The 15,635-nt window shown below is 59.9% G+C and carries 14 protein-coding genes; 9 read left to right on the forward strand and 5 right to left on the reverse strand.

Annotated features, from left to right (window positions below; translation table 11 throughout):
* The first annotated feature begins 37 nt into the window (after window positions 1–37).
* From FHT84_RS02340 to FHT84_RS02355, 4 genes are read left to right on the forward strand one after another with little or no spacing between them, the layout of a single operon-like run.
* The gene (locus FHT84_RS02340) at window positions 38–835 is read left to right on the forward strand and encodes an ABC transporter ATP-binding protein (RefSeq protein WP_112345207.1); all 798 of its coding nucleotides are present in this window, start codon (window positions 38–40) and stop codon (window positions 833–835) included.
* Window positions 832–1,581 (forward strand): ABC transporter ATP-binding protein, encoded by a 750-nt coding sequence (locus FHT84_RS02345; protein WP_112344877.1) that lies wholly within the window; start codon window positions 832–834, stop codon window positions 1,579–1,581. Before FHT84_RS02340 ends, FHT84_RS02345 begins: the two co-directional genes overlap by 4 nt.
* The gene (locus tag FHT84_RS02350) at window positions 1,578–2,486 is read left to right on the forward strand and encodes a branched-chain amino acid ABC transporter permease (protein WP_112344878.1); all 909 of its coding nucleotides are present in this window, start codon (window positions 1,578–1,580) and stop codon (window positions 2,484–2,486) included. The genes FHT84_RS02345 and FHT84_RS02350 overlap by 4 nt, the downstream gene beginning before the upstream one ends.
* On the forward strand, window positions 2,483–3,469 hold the full coding sequence (locus tag FHT84_RS02355; RefSeq protein WP_112344879.1) for a branched-chain amino acid ABC transporter permease: 987 nt from the start codon (window positions 2,483–2,485) through the stop codon (window positions 3,467–3,469). Before FHT84_RS02350 ends, FHT84_RS02355 begins: the two co-directional genes overlap by 4 nt.
* Before the next feature lie 120 nt (window positions 3,470–3,589).
* Here FHT84_RS02355 and FHT84_RS02360 read toward each other — a convergent pair whose 3' ends face one another.
* The 3 genes from FHT84_RS02360 to bla form a co-directional block, all read right to left on the reverse strand.
* Window positions 3,590–3,988, reverse strand: coding sequence for a hypothetical protein (locus tag FHT84_RS02360; RefSeq protein ID WP_112344880.1), 399 nt, complete (start codon window positions 3,986–3,988; stop codon window positions 3,590–3,592).
* Window positions 3,989–4,516: 528 nt separating this feature from the next.
* Window positions 4,517–5,704, reverse strand: coding sequence for a class C beta-lactamase (ampC, locus tag FHT84_RS02365; protein WP_112344882.1), 1,188 nt, complete (start codon window positions 5,702–5,704; stop codon window positions 4,517–4,519).
* A 35-nt stretch (window positions 5,705–5,739) separates the two neighbouring features.
* Entirely contained in the window at window positions 5,740–6,630 is an 891-nt protein-coding gene (bla, locus tag FHT84_RS02370; RefSeq protein WP_112344883.1) for a class A beta-lactamase, read from the reverse strand.
* 170 nt (window positions 6,631–6,800) lie between these two features.
* On the opposite strand from bla, the gene FHT84_RS02375 reads away from it, so the two are divergent.
* A complete protein-coding gene (locus tag FHT84_RS02375) occupies window positions 6,801–7,679 on the forward strand; it encodes a LysR family transcriptional regulator (protein WP_112344884.1) in 879 nt (292 codons plus the stop codon).
* A 72-nt stretch (window positions 7,680–7,751) separates the two neighbouring features.
* Here FHT84_RS02375 and FHT84_RS02380 read toward each other — a convergent pair whose 3' ends face one another.
* Window positions 7,752–9,254, reverse strand: a complete 1,503-nt coding sequence (locus FHT84_RS02380) for a globin-coupled sensor protein (RefSeq protein WP_112344885.1) — start codon at window positions 9,252–9,254, stop codon at window positions 7,752–7,754.
* A gap of 339 nt (window positions 9,255–9,593) precedes the next feature.
* On the opposite strand from FHT84_RS02380, the gene cml reads away from it, so the two are divergent.
* Window positions 9,594–10,790 (forward strand): CmlA/FloR family chloramphenicol efflux MFS transporter, encoded by a 1,197-nt coding sequence (cml, locus tag FHT84_RS02385; RefSeq protein ID WP_112344886.1) that lies wholly within the window; start codon window positions 9,594–9,596, stop codon window positions 10,788–10,790.
* Window positions 10,791–10,892: 102 nt separating this feature from the next.
* Here cml and FHT84_RS02390 read toward each other — a convergent pair whose 3' ends face one another.
* The gene (locus FHT84_RS02390) at window positions 10,893–11,915 is read right to left on the reverse strand and encodes an LLM class flavin-dependent oxidoreductase (RefSeq protein WP_112344887.1); all 1,023 of its coding nucleotides are present in this window, start codon (window positions 11,913–11,915) and stop codon (window positions 10,893–10,895) included.
* Between the two features lie 365 nt (window positions 11,916–12,280).
* Here FHT84_RS02390 and FHT84_RS02395 point away from each other — a divergent pair, with 365 nt between their 5' ends.
* The 3 genes from FHT84_RS02395 (at window position 12,281) to FHT84_RS02405 (ending at window position 15,609) form a co-directional block, all read left to right on the forward strand.
* On the forward strand, window positions 12,281–12,781 hold the full coding sequence (locus tag FHT84_RS02395) for an invasion associated locus B family protein (RefSeq protein ID WP_112344888.1): 501 nt from the start codon (window positions 12,281–12,283) through the stop codon (window positions 12,779–12,781).
* Between the two features lie 171 nt (window positions 12,782–12,952).
* The gene (locus FHT84_RS02400; protein ID WP_112345208.1) at window positions 12,953–13,879 is read left to right on the forward strand and encodes an ArsR family transcriptional regulator; all 927 of its coding nucleotides are present in this window, start codon (window positions 12,953–12,955) and stop codon (window positions 13,877–13,879) included.
* Between the two features lie 221 nt (window positions 13,880–14,100).
* Entirely contained in the window at window positions 14,101–15,609 is a 1,509-nt protein-coding gene (locus FHT84_RS02405; RefSeq protein ID WP_112344889.1) for an alpha-N-arabinofuranosidase, read from the forward strand.
* Window positions 15,610–15,635: the final 26 nt, after the last annotated feature.

Consider the following 15,635-nt stretch of genomic DNA (forward strand, 5'->3'; position numbering starts at 1 on the left):
GAAGCGGCAACGATTGTTTTCCGGCCAGAGGGATCTCATGAGTACGACAACTGAACGGCATGGGGAGGAAGCCCGGCCCGTTCTGACAGCCAGAAACGTGGTGCGGCGTTTCGGCGGTCTCGTGGCCGTCAACGACGTTTCCTTTCACGTGCGCCAGGGCGAGATCCTCGGCCTGATCGGCCCGAACGGCGCCGGCAAGACGACGATGTTCGACCTTCTGGCTGGCAGCGTCGCGCCGAGTAGCGGGGAAATCGTCTTGGATGGCACCGCAGTCGCGGGCGAGGCGGCCCATCGGCGGATCGCACGTGGTCTTGGACGCACCTTCCAGATCCCGCGACCGTTTCCCAATCTGACGCTTCTCGACAACGTGATGCTGGCCGCCCAGGATCAGGCGGGCGAGCGGCTGCTATCGAATTTCCTACGGCCATGGAAGGTTGCCGCTGAGGAGAAGGCTGCCCGTGCCAAGGCGATGGAGCTGCTCGACCTCGTCCACCTGACGCGTCTGGCGCATGAACCGGCGCGCGTTCTGTCCGGCGGTCAACGCAAGCTTCTGGAGCTTGCTCGCGTCATGATGGCCGATCCTGCCCTCATCCTGCTCGATGAACCGGCGGCCGGCGTCAACGCGACGCTTCTGGAAACGATCATCAACCGCATCCGCGATATCAATCAACGCGGCGTCACCTTTCTTCTGATTGAACACAATATCGATATGGTCACCCGCCTGTGTCACCGCGTGCTTGTGATGGCGAGCGGCCAGCTTCTTTGCGAGGGCACGCCGGAAGAGGTCGCCCGCGATCCGCGCGTCATCGAGGCCTATCTGGGAGGTGCGGCATGAGCGAACCGGTCTTGAGCGTTCGCAATCTCGTTGCCGGTTACGAGCCGGGTGTTCCGATCGTGCGCGGCGCCTCGATTACGGTAGCGGAGAAGGAAATCGTCGTTGTGCTCGGCCCCAATGGCGCCGGCAAATCGAGCTTCATCAAGGCGATTGCCGGTCTCGTTCCGGTCGAAAGCGGCACGGTGGAACTGGTTGGCAGGGATATAACGAGTATGCCCGCGCACACGATGGTGCGGCTCGGTCTTGCCTTCGTGCCGCAGACGGAGAATGTCTTTCCGCTGATGTCCGTCGAAGACAATCTGAAGGTCGCCGGCGGCATCCTGAAGCCGAAGGACGTGCCTGCTCGTATCGACGAAATGTACGCGACCTTTCCGGATCTTGCCCGCCATCGCCGCATCGCGGCCGGCAATCTCTCCGGAGGGCAGCGGCAGATGCTGGCCGTTGCGCGTGCTCTTATCGTTCACCCGAAGCTTCTCGTGCTCGATGAGCCCTCGGCGGGCCTCTCGCCGAAATTCGTCTCGATGGTCTTCGACATGCTGAGCGAAATCCGCAAATCCGGCGTCACCATTCTGCTGGTCGAGCAGAATGCCAGGGCGGCGCTGGCCATCGGCGATCGCGCCTATGTCCTCGTCGAGGGCAAGGACAGGCATGAAGGCGTGGCTTCTGAGCTTTGGAACGATCCTGTCGTAGCCGAACTCTATCTCGGGCAGCGACCAGCACCGTCGACAAAGGGAGGTGCGGCATGAACCTGCAATTCATCGTCGACGGCTTGCTGACGGGCTCGATGATCGGCCTAGGCGCCATTGGTGTCACGCTCACCTATTCGATCCTGCGGTTCTCGAACTTCGCCCATGGCGATTTCATGGCTTGGGGCACTTATGCGACGCTTGCCGTCGTCAGTGCCATCGGGGCAATCTTCGGCAAGGTCGCCCCCATCGGCCCGCTTTCCTTCGGCTGGCCGCTGATCGTGGCAGTGATCCTGGCGATGGGCTTTACCGGCGTCCTTGCCCTCGCGCTCGACAAGGTGCTGTTTGCCAGGCTCAGGGCCAAGGGCCAGTCGATCATCGTCGTCATGGCAAGCTTCGGTGCTTCCATGGCGCTGCGCAGCCTGCTCGAATTTCTCTTCACGTCGCGCCCGACCTATTTCAGCCGCGCCATCCAGATCGCCATGCCCGTCGGTTTCGGCATCCGCATCACGCCCGATCAGATCGCCCTTTTGATCGTCACGGCACTTTTGGTCTTCGGCGTGCATATGCTGATGACGAGGACGCAGACGGGCCGCTCCATGCAGGCGCTGAGCCAAAATCCGGCGCTTGCCCGCGTCGTCGGCATCGATGTCGCCAAAGTCGTGCGCGTCACATGGCTGATCGGTGGCGGGCTGGCTTGCGTCGCCGGTGTCATGATCGGCATTCTCGTGCAGATTCGCCCGCTGATGGGCTTCGACATGCTGCTGCCGATGTTTGCCGCCGCCATTCTCGGCGGTATCGGCAGCGTGCCGGGCGCGGTTCTCGGCGGCCTGATCATCGGCCTTGCCGAAGCGGCCGCGGTTCAGCTTGTCGGTGCCGAGTGGCGTGCCGCCATCTCGTTCATCATCCTGATGGCGGTGCTGTTCATCCGGCCGATCGGCCTTTTCGGAGTGAGGGAGCGATGATGGACATTATTGGCTATGGCGCTTTCTTCCTGACCACCGCGCTGATCTTCTCCTTCATCACCCTCGGCCTGAACCTGCAATGGGGCCTGACCGGCCTCTTCAATGTCGGGCTCGCCGGCTTCGTAGCGATTGGCGCCTATACCTCGGCCCTGCTGACGACGCCCGATACGGCCGGGCGGTTTGGTGGGTTCGATCTGCCGATCCTCGTCGGCTGGCTCGGCGCAATGATTATCGCCGGTCTTGCCGCCGCCCTCATCGGCGTGGCGACGCTCCGGCTGAAATCCGATTATCTGGCGATCACCACTTTCGGCGTCGCGGTTGTCGTCCAGCTCGTGGCGCTGAATGCGCAGAAGCTCACCGGTGGCCCCTTTGGCATCGGCTTCATCCCGCGCCCATTTTCCAGCCTTGCCGAAACGCCACTTCTTTTCAATCTTGCCAATCTAGGCATCGTGGTCGTCGCATTGCTGATCGTTTATTTTGCGCTGGAGCATCTTGCAAAAAGCCCCTGGGGACGTGTTCTCAAGGCGCTGCGTGAGGACGAGCGTGCCGCCATTTCTCTCGGCAAGAGCGCGCGCTTCTACCGTGTGCAGGCCTTTGCCGTCGGAGGCGCGATCATGGGGCTTGCCGGTGCCATGCAGACGCATTTCATCGGCTTCATCGCACCCGACAATTATATCCCGACCCTGACCTTCCAGGTATGGGTCATGCTGATCGTCGGTGGTTCAGGCAGCAACAAGGGCGCCGTTGTCGGCAGCATTCTCGTCTGGGGGATATGGGCTGGATCGGGAGCGCTAACGAGCGTGCTTTTTTCGCCGGAGCAGCAGGCCCGTGCGGCCTCGCTTCAGATCGTCGCGATCGGCGTCATGCTCTGCATCATCCTGCTTGTGCGGCCGGGCGGCCTTTTCGGCGATATCCCGAAGCGTCGATCTGCGATCGCGCCGCAGCAGAAACCGATCGCGGATGAAAGTAACGCACCATCCTAGCGGGAGCTGGAAGCAGGCCCTTTGCCGACTGGATTGATAGTCTGTGCTGTTTGGGGTTTTAAGATCGGGCGACGCGGATTGGTGGCGTACCGGCCATAGGCGGCCGGTACGCAGTTCGGTTCAAGACGCCAAAGCGCGGCGCACGGGCTGAGCGGAAATAGGCTTGGCGGGAACCCGCAACGGCGTTTTCCGGGCGGCAGGAGAGGCGACGGGCGGCTTACGCGCCGTGCTGGTTTTCGCTGCCCCAAGCCAGCGAAGAATAGCATCGAAGCCGGGCTGGGCCGCGCGCTTCAGTTCCGGGCTCATTTCCTCGTCCATGCCGCAGAGGGAAGCGATCTCCTGCCAGTCGACGCGGCCTGCCCGAAGAGGAGGGCGCGACTGGAAAACGATCAGACCGATCATGAAGCCTTTGATATTCTCGAAGCTACGCGGCTGAAGCAGCGGCTTGAGCCGCATATCGCAAAAATCCGAAATCTTGCGCTGGAAAACGTCAGAGGCAGAGCTTTTCTTTATGGGCATTATTCATTCCTTGCAGGCGACATCATCCAATGGTCGGGGTGTGGCCCGCTAAAGCACGGAAGTTAAGGAAGCGCAAACAACCGACCGATTGGCCGCTTTCAATTCTACGATGCGCCGGGATTTGGCAAGTGGCAGATTGGTCACGCTTCGGTCAACTCCGCTTCGGACCGAATGCGATGACGGCAAAGCCGAAGATGTTCTCGCCGCGCCGCTAAAATCATGAAAAAACTGTAACTTGCCTCCCATGCCTTTGAGAGCGACATTTTCCTTGCGCCGGATAGATGAGGTGAAAGACATGTCAGTCTTAGAAATGTTGGTCAGACGCCGGATGCAGGAAGAATATGCCAAGGGTACATCGCCAGAGCGCATTACCCGCCTCCTGCAGGAATTCTTCAACGGGGCAGAGGCCTCCCAAGCCGATGTTGCCGCGCGACGGTCGTCTGGCAATCCATAAAATGCGAGGCCGGCCTCGATATCTTTTCCGAAGGCCGGCCGTTTGTCGAAGCTGACTAATCCTCAAGCCACTCTCTATCGTGCAGCGTTCGATCCGGACAGGCTCTCGACTGCCGCCAGGATCTTGTAGGCCGCGGAGACGCGGGCCGGGATCGGAAAGTTCCTGTTTGCCAGGAGCACAATGCCGACCTGACGGGCGGGAATGAAGGCCGCATAGGCGCCAAAGCCGTTCGTCGAGCCGGTCTTGTTGATCAGCACGTCCTTGCGTAGCGGCTGCGGCGGGTCGAGCCGGGTGACCTTGTGCGGTTGGCGCGTCATGTCGGATGAGTTGCCGGCGAGCAACCGGGCAAGCGTTGTCGGATAGGCATAGATTTCCCAGCCAAGCCCCTGCGTCATGTTGCCGACGGTGTAATAGCCGGCATGCGTCGCCTCGACTGCCCGCTGAAACGTTTCGTCGAGCTTCGAACCATCCATATTGGCTTCGAGAACGGCAAGCATATCGGATGCCGTGGTCTTGATGCCATAGGCGGGCGTGTCGAGAACGCCGGGGCCGACGCGAACCGGCTTGCCCATTTTCGAGTAGCCATAGGCATAGCTGCCCATCTCGGCGGCGGGAACATGGACATAGGTATGCTTGAGCCCGAAGCCGGCGATGATCTTGTCCTGCATCAGCGTATCGAACGGCTGGCCCATGGCCCGTGCGGCCAGATAGCCGAACAGCCCGATGCTGGGATTGGAATATTGCCGGTACGTGCCGGGCGCAAAGGACGGATGCCAGCTGCGATAATAGGCGATCATTCCATCATTGCTGACGCTCTCCGGGAATTGCAGAGGCAGGCCGCCGGTCGTGTATGTGCCGAGATCGAGAAGGCTGATCCTGTCGAAGGCCGTACCAGCCAGCTCCGGCATGTATTTCGTCGCCTTGTCGGAGAAAGACAGCTTCCCGCTGACTTCGACGTAGGAGGTAAGCGTTGCCGCAAACGTCTTGCTGATGGAACCGAGCTCGAAGATCGTATCGTTCGTCACCTTCTGGCCGCTCTCCTTCGAGGCGACGCCGTAGTTGAAGATGTAGCGCTTACCCTTGAGGGTGACGGCGATTGCCATGCCCGGCACGTCGTTATCCTTCATGAGCGGACGAATGGTCTCGTTGACGGCCCGCTCCAGGCGGTTCTGATCGATGCCTTCGGCGTGGGCGCCGATCCCATAGAAAAGGCAGCCTGCGACGATGCCGAGCTTCTGCAGAGAATTGTTAGGTATATTCAAGATGATATCCTCATGCTGATGGATGAAGGGCGATCTCAGATCGTCGCGGCGATCCGGCCTATCTCGGCAATTACGGCGTTGCGTTCGTCCGCTGAAATCGAGGGGATCTCGCAATAGGCCGTCACGATGATCGGCGCGCGCTTCGACGTCCACAGCACCGCAATGTCGTTGGCATTGCCGGCTTTGTCACCGTTCGTACCGGTTTTGTCACCGACCAGCCAATCCTTCGGGACGCCGGCGCGCAAGCGGGCGTCCCCCGTCTTGTTGGTGATCAGCCATGCGGCAAGCTGCGATCGCGAGGAGGCCGTGAGCACGTCGGTAAACAGAAGCCGCCGAAGGTTCTCCAGCATCGCGGCCGCCGTCGTCGTGTCGCGCTGGTCGTCCGGCGTGTCGTGGTAGTTCAATGTGGGTTCTGTGCGGTCAAGGCGCGTGAGATCGTCGCCAAGGCTCCGGCAGAACGCGGTCAGCGCCTTGGGGCCGCCGAAGCTCGCAAGCAGGAGATTTGCAGCCGCATTGTCGCTGAGCGTGACCGCCGCAGCACAGAGTTCTGCCACCGTCATGCCGTCGCCAACGCGCAATTTGGTTGCTGGCGAGCCGCCGATGATATCGCCTTCCGAGTAGCGAATGCGCCGGTCGAGCTTCTCTTCGCCTTTGTCAACGCGGGCGAGCACCAGGGCAGCCGCCAGTGCCTTGAAGGTGCTGCACATCAAGATATGTTCGCCGGCGCGGTGTTCGATGCGCCTGCCGCTCGCCATGTCGAGAATACTCACACAAATACGGCCCGGATGCTTGCTCTCGAGCGCTGCAAGCCGCTCTTCGCCGGAATGATCCTCCGCGGTGCGTCCAACACCGCTTATCCCCGCCAGAACGGGCAGAGCGAGCAACCCGCCGGCAAGGCTTTGCCGGCGCGACAATAAGATCGTCATCTTGTTTCCACTTCGATTGATGTTGAGCAAAGAGGTGCGTCTCAGGCTCCGTGGACGTCATTGGCGCCTTGCAAATCACCTTGCGAGCCGGACTATGGCGCCGCTCCCTGCCCTAGACAAACGATCAATTCTGAGCTTAGACATGAGAAAAACTTGGTCTTTGGACACAAATGGATATTTCACAGCTGCCGTTGAACGCGCTCCGTGTTTTCGAAGCTTCGGCGCGGCATTGCAGCTTCACGCGGGCGGGCCTCGAGCTTCGGGTGACGCAGACGGCCATCAGCCATCAGGTCAAGGCGCTGGAGGATGTGCTTGGGGTGCCCCTTTTCAAGCGCCTGCCGCGCGGGCTTGCCCTGACCGATGAAGGCCATGCGTTGTTGCCGGTATTGACGGATGCCTTTCGGCGCATGAGCGCCACGCTCAGCCAGCTGGAGGAGGGGAATTTTGCCGAGATCCTGACGGTCGGCGTCGTCGGCACTTTCGCGATCGGCTGGCTGTTGCCGCGTCTCGGCCGCTTCAGAGCGCAGCATCCGCATGTCGATCTGCGCCTGAAGACCAACAACAATCGTGCTGACATGGTGCTCGATGGGCTCGATTTCTTCCTGCGCTTCGGCGACGGAGCATGGCATGGGACCGAGGCGATCCATCTCATGGATGCGCCGCTCTCCCCGGTCTGTACGCCGAATATTGGCGAGCGCTTGCGCACACCGACCGATCTTGCCGAGGTCGAGCTGCTCCGATCCTACCGGATCGATGAATGGTCGCTCTGGTTCAGGGCGGCGGGCCTGCCGCCGCCGCATCTTCGCGGCTGGATGTTCGATTCGTCGTTGACGCTGGTGGAGGCGGCTGCGCGCGGCGTCGGCGTCGCGCTTGTGCCCGTCGCGATGTTCTCTCATGACATCGAGGCTGGGCGTATCATGCAGCCGTTCCAGATTACGGCGACGACCGGCAGCTATTGGCTGACGCGGCTGAAATCGCGGGCGGAAACGGCATCGATGAAGGTGTTTCGCCAGTGGCTGATTGGCGAAATCGAGGAGATGCCGGCATAGGCCGCGTAATTCAATCGACCCCAGGTAGATACCTGGAGCCGGTTGAACCATTGTGTCAGGCCGGGGGCGGCGCTAGCTGGCGAGCTTCAATCTCACCGCGCCGGTTCTCGTGCCCGAGCGCACCGTCTTGAACCGGCCGACCAGGCCGGCAAGTTCATTGCTGATATCGGCGAGGTGGCGCGTCGAGGCATTCGTCTCTTCCATCAGCGCGACATTCTGCTGGGTCATCTGATCCATGTTGCGGACGGCGGAGTTGATTTCGCCGATGCCGGCGGCCTGTTCCTGCGCCGAGCGGGCGATGGCACCGACATTCCGGTCGATGGAAGCGACCTGGTTGCCGATCAAGGCCAGTGCCTCGCCGGTCCGGTTGACCAGCTCGACGCCGCGGCGCACGTCATCCGACGACCTGTCGATCAGATCCTTGATTTGCTTGGCCGCGGATGCCGAGCGCTGTGCCAGCTCGCGGACTTCCTGCGCCACGACGGCAAAGCCCTTGCCCTGTTCGCCCGCTCTCGCCGCCTCGACGCCGGCATTCAGCGCGAGAAGATTGGTCTGGAAGGCAATATCGTCGATGACGGAGATGATGTCGGTCATCTTGCGCGACGAGGTCTCGATATCGTCCATGGCGGACACGGCCTGCTGCACGACCTCGCGAGAGCGTTCGGCTTCGGAGGCGGATTCCTTGACGATCGCCTGTACCTCGCGCGTCCGCTCGGCGGTCTGTTCGGAAATCGTGGTGATCTGGTCGATTGCAGCAGCACTTTCCTCCAGTGCGGAAGCCTGCTGCTCCGTGCGTCGCACCATGTTGTCGGCGGCCGATGAGATCGACCCGGCTTCTTCGCGAACGCGGGTTACCGAATCCTCGATGCGCTGCATCGCGCTTCCGAGAGATGAAAGAGATTCATTATAGTTGCTTTTCAGAGCTTCGAACTCGGCAGAAAGGGCTTCGGTGATCTCAGCCGTCAGGTCGCCACTCGCAAGTCCGTTCAGCGCGAGGCCAAGGGCATCAAGCGCTCGCTCCTGCTCCCGTTGCGCGACGGCCCGTTCGGATTCTGCGCGGTCGCGCTCATCGGCGAGCACCTGCAGATAGACAGAAATGCCGTAGTCCATGTCGAGGAGTGCCGCCTTGACGATCGCCGACAGCCGCCGTGACAGGGCCTGCTCGTGCTTGCGTTGCATGATGCCCTTGAGCTGCTGCGCGACGATCGAGCGCACCATGCCTTCAAGGATCAGTGCGTAGCCGCCGATATACCAGCGCGGTTCCAGTCCCAGGCGCGCATGGGTTCTGCCGACGGCCGAGACTGCTTCGACATAATCGGGACCATACTTGCCCGATGCGATGGTCTTCCAGTGTTCCTGCTGCTTAGATTTCGCATGCGCCACGTGCTGCTGCGACGAGAAGAATTTCGACATCTCGGGGTGTTTGGTGATCTTCCCGTAGAAGATATCGAGAGAGCCCTTGACGGCAGATTCGATGGTGGGCTGCAGCTCTGCCAAAGCCTGCCTGGCATCCTGCCCTAGTCCAATAAAGTCGAGCCGATCGTTCAACTCGTCCATTTTCGATGCGCGTACCATAACCTGCTCCAGTAATGAAATTACAAACAGTTAGGGCATGGTCATGGTTAACAAATCATTAGATTTCCCGTCCATTTTCGCTGCGTGATTGTCGCACTCTATATGGGCAGGTTGCAGTCCGCGCAGGGCTCGCAACATCATTGTCCGACTTGATGGCATCTGCTAAAGGCTGATCATCACTACCTATCTCACCACGGAGCTATTGGCATGGGGACCTTAAAGTCAGCAGATAGATAAGCCGCAACAGCTTCCTGTTGTTGCGGCGTGCTGTCGAACTCATTCCAACCGGATCCCTAGTGGCAGACGCCGCCCGATTTCTCTTTCGAGCGGAATTTTCTCATGTCTGACATACGCCCGTCATGGGCCTACTCGCTGCCGGCGGCATTGCTGCTGATGGCGCCTTTCGACATTCTCGCCTCGCTGGCGATGGATATCTACCTTCCCGTCGTTCCAGCGATGCCCGGCATTCTGAACACGACGCCATCGGTCATTCAGCTCACACTGAGCCTCTATATGATCATGCTTGGTCTTGGGCAGGTCCTGTTCGGTCCGCTTTCGGATCGCATCGGTCGCCGTCCCGTGCTGCTTGCCGGGGCGATCCTGTTCGCCGGTGCCTCTCTCGGAGCGGCTGGCTCATCGACGGCGACCGCCTTCGTCCTTTGCCGGCTGCTGCAGGCCATGGGTGCCTCGGCGGCACTGGTTACGACCTTTGCAACCGTCCGGGACGTCTACGGCAACCGGCCGGAACAGGCGGTCATCTATGCCGCGTTCGGCGCGATACTGTCCTTCGTGCCGGCACTTGGCCCAATAGCAGGCGCGATGATCGCCGATCGGTTCGGATGGCGTGTGATCTTTATGGTGCTGGCGCTTCTGGCCCTGGCCGCGACGATCAACGCCACGGCAAGGTGGCGTGAGACGCGGCCAGCAGGTTCGAGAGGACCACGCCGTTCCATCCGGCCGATCTTCATAAGCTTTCCGTTCTGGACCTACACGCTGGCCTTCAGCGCGGGCATGGGCACATTCTTCGTGTTCTTCTCGACTGCGCCGCGCGTACTGATCGGCCGGGCCGGCTATTCGGAACTCGGCTTCAGCATGGCATTCGCAACCGTCGCAGTCATGATGATCGCTGCGGCGCGCTTCGCCGGATCATTTGTCGAGCGGTGGGGTGTCGCGGGCTGTGTCGCACGGGGCATGGCACTGCTTCTTATCGGCGCGGCTGGTCTCGCGCTTGGTCAGGTCTACGGCTCGCCGTCTTTCGCGAGTTTCGTGCTGCCGATGTGGATCATGGCCCTTGGGATCGTCTTCACGTCATCGGTGACGGCGAACGGAGCGCTTGCGGAATTCGGCGATATCGCCGGATCGGCCGTGGCGTTCTACTTCTGCATCCAGAGCCTGATCGTCAGCATCGGTGGTACGCTGGCGGTGACAGCACTGGGTGGCGACAGTGCATGGCCTTTGGCGGGCTTCTCCACGCTCACGGCATTGCTGGTGCTGGCAGCACTGCACGTCTTGCGGCGCCAGGATGCTATAGCCTGATCTGCAAGCGCCCGCCTTTCGGCGGGCGCGTTTGAAAGTACCGCCCGCGAAAGTCGAATTTCGCGGGCGGCCGAGGCCGGTTTATGTGATCTGCATGCCGCCTTATCGCCACCCCAATGCCGGAGCGACATGGGTCAGAATGGATTCAATGACATGGGCGTTGTATTCGACGCCAAGTTGGTTCGGTATGGTCAGGAGCAGGGTATCGGCTGCCGCGATCGCCTCATCTTTCGCCAATTCCTCGATGAGCACGTCGGGCTCGGCCGCATAGCTGCGTCCGAAGATGGCGCGCGTCTTCTCGTCGATGAAGCCGATCTTGTCGGCGTCCTTGCCGCTGCTGCCGAAATAGGCACGGTCGAGATCGTTCACCAAAGCGAAGATACTGCGGCTCACCGACACCCGCGGTTCACGCTTGTGTCCTGCCTCTTTCCAAGCCTCGCGGTAGAGCTTGATCTGGTCGGCCTGCTGAACGTGGAAGGGCAGGCCGCTTTCGTCGTCCTTCAGTGTCGAGCTCTGCAGGTTCATGCCGAGCTTTGCTGCCCATACGGCCGTAGCATTGGAGCCGGCACCCCACCAGATCCGCTCGCGCAAGCCCTCGGAGTAAGGTTCGAGGCGCAGCAGGCCGGGCGGGTTCGGGAACATCGGCCGAGGACTGGGCTGTGCGAAGCCTTCGCCGCGCAGGAGGTCGAGCAGCACTTCCGTATGTCTGCGGCCCATGTCGGCGTCGCTTTCGCCTTCCATCGGCGTATAGCCGAAGTGGCGCCAGCCATCGATCACCTGTTCCGGCGAGCCGCGGCTGATGCCGAGCTGCAGCCGGCCGCCGGCGATGAGATCGGCAGCGCCCGCATCCTCGGCCATATAGAACGGGTTCTCATAGCGCATGTCGATAACAGCCGTGCCGATTTCGATACGGCTGGTCCTGGCGCCGACGGCCGCCAATAGGGGGAACGGCGAAGCTAGCTGACGCGCGAAGTGGTGCACGCGAAAATAGGCGCCGTCAGCACCCAATTGTTCAGCCGCCACGGCGAGATCGATCGATTGCAGGAGCGTGTCGCCTGCCGATCGTGTCTGCGATTGGGGCGACGGCGTCCAGTGGCCGAATGAAAGGAAACCGATCTTCTTCATGATGTCATCCTGCTATATCCGGTTTGCCCGGCTTGATTTTGCATCATCCATGTCCATGCCAGACACAGATGGCGCCCGTCCGAGGCGCTGCTTGCTTGGGTCTTCATGTCATGGCTCGCAAAAGCCGTAGGTTCAGGGGCTATATGTGCATGGATGCAGCGGGGGAAACAGCACAATCTGTGAACTGATCGTCAACGCCGATAGAGGTTGCGTTCTTCTCCGCCATCATTTCCTGCGCGTCGCCTAACATGAACAAATTTTAACGAAGACATTAACAATCGAATAACGCACCGCACCGAGACTGCCGCGCGTGTGAGTGCTTCTCTCGCTTTCAACGTCCTTGAAACAAGAAATGGCAGGAAACTATGTTTGCTAGAAAATTCGCCCCCGCTCTGGTCTTCGTCGCATTCGGCGCCGGTATTGCGCATGCGGAAGTGCCCGTCCGTATCGATCAATTCGATCATTGGGGCGCATATTCTTATAAATCGGGCGATAGTGTCAGCTGCTATGTGTTGTCGAGGCCGGTCTCACAGCAACCCGCCACTGTCGACCATGGCGACAACTTCTTCATCGTCTCGCGCCTGTCTCCGGGCGACAAATTGGTCCCCGAAGCCGCGATGGGCTATGATCTGAAGGACGGCGCGCAAATGACGGCTGCGGTTGGCGACAAGACCTTTCCGATGTTCACGAAAGACCGGCACGGCTGGGTGAGGGATGAAACCCAGGAACCTTCGATGATCAGCGCCATGAAAGGCGGCGCGCAATTGGAACTGCAGGCAACGTCCAAACGTGGCACCGCCACGAGCTATTCCTACTCATTATCGGGCATTACGGCCGCGTTGAAACGCATAGAAACATGCAGATGATACTGCGGGCATCCGAGGTGCGGGCGGCGCTCCCATCCCTGGAAGTTGTATGGCGGAAATGACCCGATGGCGTCTTCCTGTGCGCATGGAAGACGCCAAAGGCCGATATCTCTTGTGAAATCAAAAATCCTGATATAAATGATATCCATTGATCGGGGTATTTGGGATTCGATGCAGCGCGGCTTTCTGACAATTTATGCGGGCGAGAACGCCGCGGTCTTCAGGGCACTTTCAGCGCCGGCCCGCGTCGAAATGCTGAAGCTGCTCTGCACCAAAGGTTCGATGAACGTCAATGAGATTGCTCGGGAACTCGATCTGCCGCAATCCACCGTCGCGACGGCGATCATGATCCTGGAGGAGGCTGGTCTCGTCGAGACCAAGGCTGCGAAAGCGCGCAAGGGCTACCAGAAGATCTGCACCGCGCTTTACGACGAAATCCTGCTGAGCTTCGAGGATCAGGCCTTCAAGCACGATGAGGACGTGATCGAGGTCGCCATGCCGATCGGTCTCTACACGAGCTGCGAAACGCATGCACCTTGCGGCCTTTGCTCGACCGAAGGTGTGATCGGCCTCCTCGACGTTCCGGATTATTTCCTCGATCCGCAGCGCATGCAGGCCGGTCTTCTCTGGTTCGGCCGCGGCCATGTCGAATATAAATTTCCGAACAATGCCAAGATCTTGAACCGGAATGTCAATGCCATCGAATTCTCGATGGAGCTGTCGTCCGAAGTGCCGGGCACCAATCCGGACTGGCCGTCGGACATCACCATCTGGGTCAACGGCGTCGCTGTCGGCACATGGACATCCCCTGGTGACTACGGCGACAAGCGCGGAGCCTTCACACCGGGTTGGTGGAAGCTGGAAGGCTCTCAGTACGGCAAGCTTAAGACCTGGCGGATCTCCAAGAAGGGCACGTTCATCGACGGGGTTGCCGTATCCGATGTGACCATCGACGATCTCGCCATCAGCCAGCATTCTTCGATCCGGCTGCGCATCGGCATTGCCGACGACGCACGCAATACGGGCGGCGTCAACATTTTCGGTCGCGGCTTCGGCAATTACGGCCGAGACATTTTGATGCGGGTCGATCTGGCATAGATTTATATCATATTTTTTGATATATAGCATATGATCGAGATAAATTTCCAATAAGTCGTATTTTTAATAACCATCTGTTTTTTCAGCGTATTTTCCACCTGGAAATCGTTATCATTGCGATCCTCAGGCTTTTTCCGCTGTGGAAGCGTTGACGGCCTTCCAAAAGTGTATCAAGATCAAGGTATAAGAACGAAATATCTGATATATATGGGAGGAAGGCCGTGAAGGCGCATGTGATCGTCCACCGTGATTTCCGAATTGCCGACATCGATGATCGGCTCTACAGCTCTTTTCTGGAGCATCTGGGCCGGGCGATCTATGGCGGCATCTATGAGCCGGGCCATCCAACCGCCGACGAGCACGGTTTTCGCAAGGATGTGATTGAGCTCGTGCGCGAGCTCAACTCGCCCTATTGCCGCTATCCGGGCGGTAATTTCGTTTCAGCCTATAATTGGGAAGATGGCGTCGGGCCGCGATCCGAGCGCCCCGTGCGTCTCGATCTTGCCTGGCGGACGCGTGAGAGCAACCAGATCGGCGTCAATGAATTCGTCGATTGGTGCAAAAAGGCCAATACCAAGCCGATGCTGGCAGTCAATCTCGGCTCGCGCGGTCTGGATGCGGCGAGAAACTTCCTCGAATATTGCAATCATCCGGGCGGCACATACTGGTCGGATCTGCGGCGCAAGCACGGCTGGTCCGATCCGCACGGCGTGAAGCTCTGGTGCCTGGGCAATGAAATGGATGGTCCCTGGCAGGTCGGTCACAAGTCTGCCTATGAATATGGCCGCCTGGCCGACGAGACCGCCAAGGCCATGCGCGGTTTCGACAAATCTCTCGAACTGGTGGTCTGCGGCTCGTCGAATTCCGATATGAAGACCTATCCCGATTGGGAAGCGCAGGTTCTGGACGAGTGCTATGACAGCGCCGATCATATCTCGCTGCATATGTATTTCGCCAATCGCGAAAAGAATACGCTGAACTATCTCGCCAAGGCCGAGAAGCTGGATCGCTATATCGTCACCATCGGCGGCGTCATCGACTATATCAAAGCGAAGAAGCGGTCGAAGAAGACGATCGGCATTTCCTTCGACGAATGGAACGTCTGGTATCATTCCAACCAGCAGGACAAGGACATCCTCGCCCGCGATGAATGGCCGGATGCGCCGCACCTGCTGGAAGATGTCTATAATTTCGAAGACGTGCTGCAGGTCGGCGGCATTCTCAACACCTTCATTCGCCGCTCCGACCGCGTGCGCATTGCCTGCATAGCGCAGCTCGTCAACGTCATCGCGCCAATCATGACGGAAGATGGCGGTCCCGCGTGGCGGCAAACTATCTATTATCCGCTCTATTTCGCCTCGAAATACGGTCGCGGTTATGCGCTGCGTCTCATCACTGACGGCCCGACCTATGACAGCGACGAGGCCGACGACGTGCCTTATCTCGACGTATCAGCCGTGCATGACGATCTCGGTAAGATGGTGACGCTGTTCGCGGTCAACCGTCATCCCGACAGCGCGCTCGATCTGGACACACGTCTTGAAGGCTTTGCCGGAGCCCGTGTCGTCGAGCAGCACGAAATGGTCCACAGCGATCTGCAGGCAACCAATACGGCAGCGCAGCCGAATGCCGTCGTCCCGACCAACACGGGGGACGCCAAAATCGAGGATGGCCGGCTTCGTGCCACGTTGAAGCCTTTGTCTTACACGGTGATCCGGCTGGCCGTGTGACAGCCGGTAGCCGGAGCCGATCTGCT

This window comes from Rhizobium sp. BK289, assembly GCF_014193575.1.
Classification (GTDB): Bacteria; Pseudomonadota; Alphaproteobacteria; order Rhizobiales; family Rhizobiaceae; genus Rhizobium; species Rhizobium tropici_C.

Coding starts and splice junctions, on each gene's coding strand:
- FHT84_RS02375 (WP_112344884.1), top strand. CDS start 6,801: ATGGATATTTCACAGCTGCCGTTGAACGCGCTCCGTGTTTTCGAAGCT.
- FHT84_RS02395 (WP_112344888.1), top strand. CDS start 12,281: ATGTTTGCTAGAAAATTCGCCCCCGCTCTGGTCTTCGTCGCATTCGGC.
- FHT84_RS02340 (WP_112345207.1), top strand. CDS start 38: ATGAGTACGACAACTGAACGGCATGGGGAGGAAGCCCGGCCCGTTCTG.
- FHT84_RS02380 (WP_112344885.1), bottom strand. CDS start 9,254: ATGGTACGCGCATCGAAAATGGACGAGTTGAACGATCGGCTCGACTTT.
- FHT84_RS02400 (WP_112345208.1), top strand. CDS start 12,953: ATGCAGCGCGGCTTTCTGACAATTTATGCGGGCGAGAACGCCGCGGTC.
- FHT84_RS02345 (WP_112344877.1), top strand. CDS start 832: ATGAGCGAACCGGTCTTGAGCGTTCGCAATCTCGTTGCCGGTTACGAG.
- FHT84_RS02360 (WP_112344880.1), bottom strand. CDS start 3,988: ATGCCCATAAAGAAAAGCTCTGCCTCTGACGTTTTCCAGCGCAAGATT.
- FHT84_RS02355 (WP_112344879.1), top strand. CDS start 2,483: ATGATGGACATTATTGGCTATGGCGCTTTCTTCCTGACCACCGCGCTG.
- FHT84_RS02390 (WP_112344887.1), bottom strand. CDS start 11,915: ATGAAGAAGATCGGTTTCCTTTCATTCGGCCACTGGACGCCGTCGCCC.
- FHT84_RS02350 (WP_112344878.1), top strand. CDS start 1,578: ATGAACCTGCAATTCATCGTCGACGGCTTGCTGACGGGCTCGATGATC.
- bla (WP_112344883.1), bottom strand. CDS start 6,630: ATGACGATCTTATTGTCGCGCCGGCAAAGCCTTGCCGGCGGGTTGCTC.
- cml (WP_112344886.1), top strand. CDS start 9,594: ATGTCTGACATACGCCCGTCATGGGCCTACTCGCTGCCGGCGGCATTG.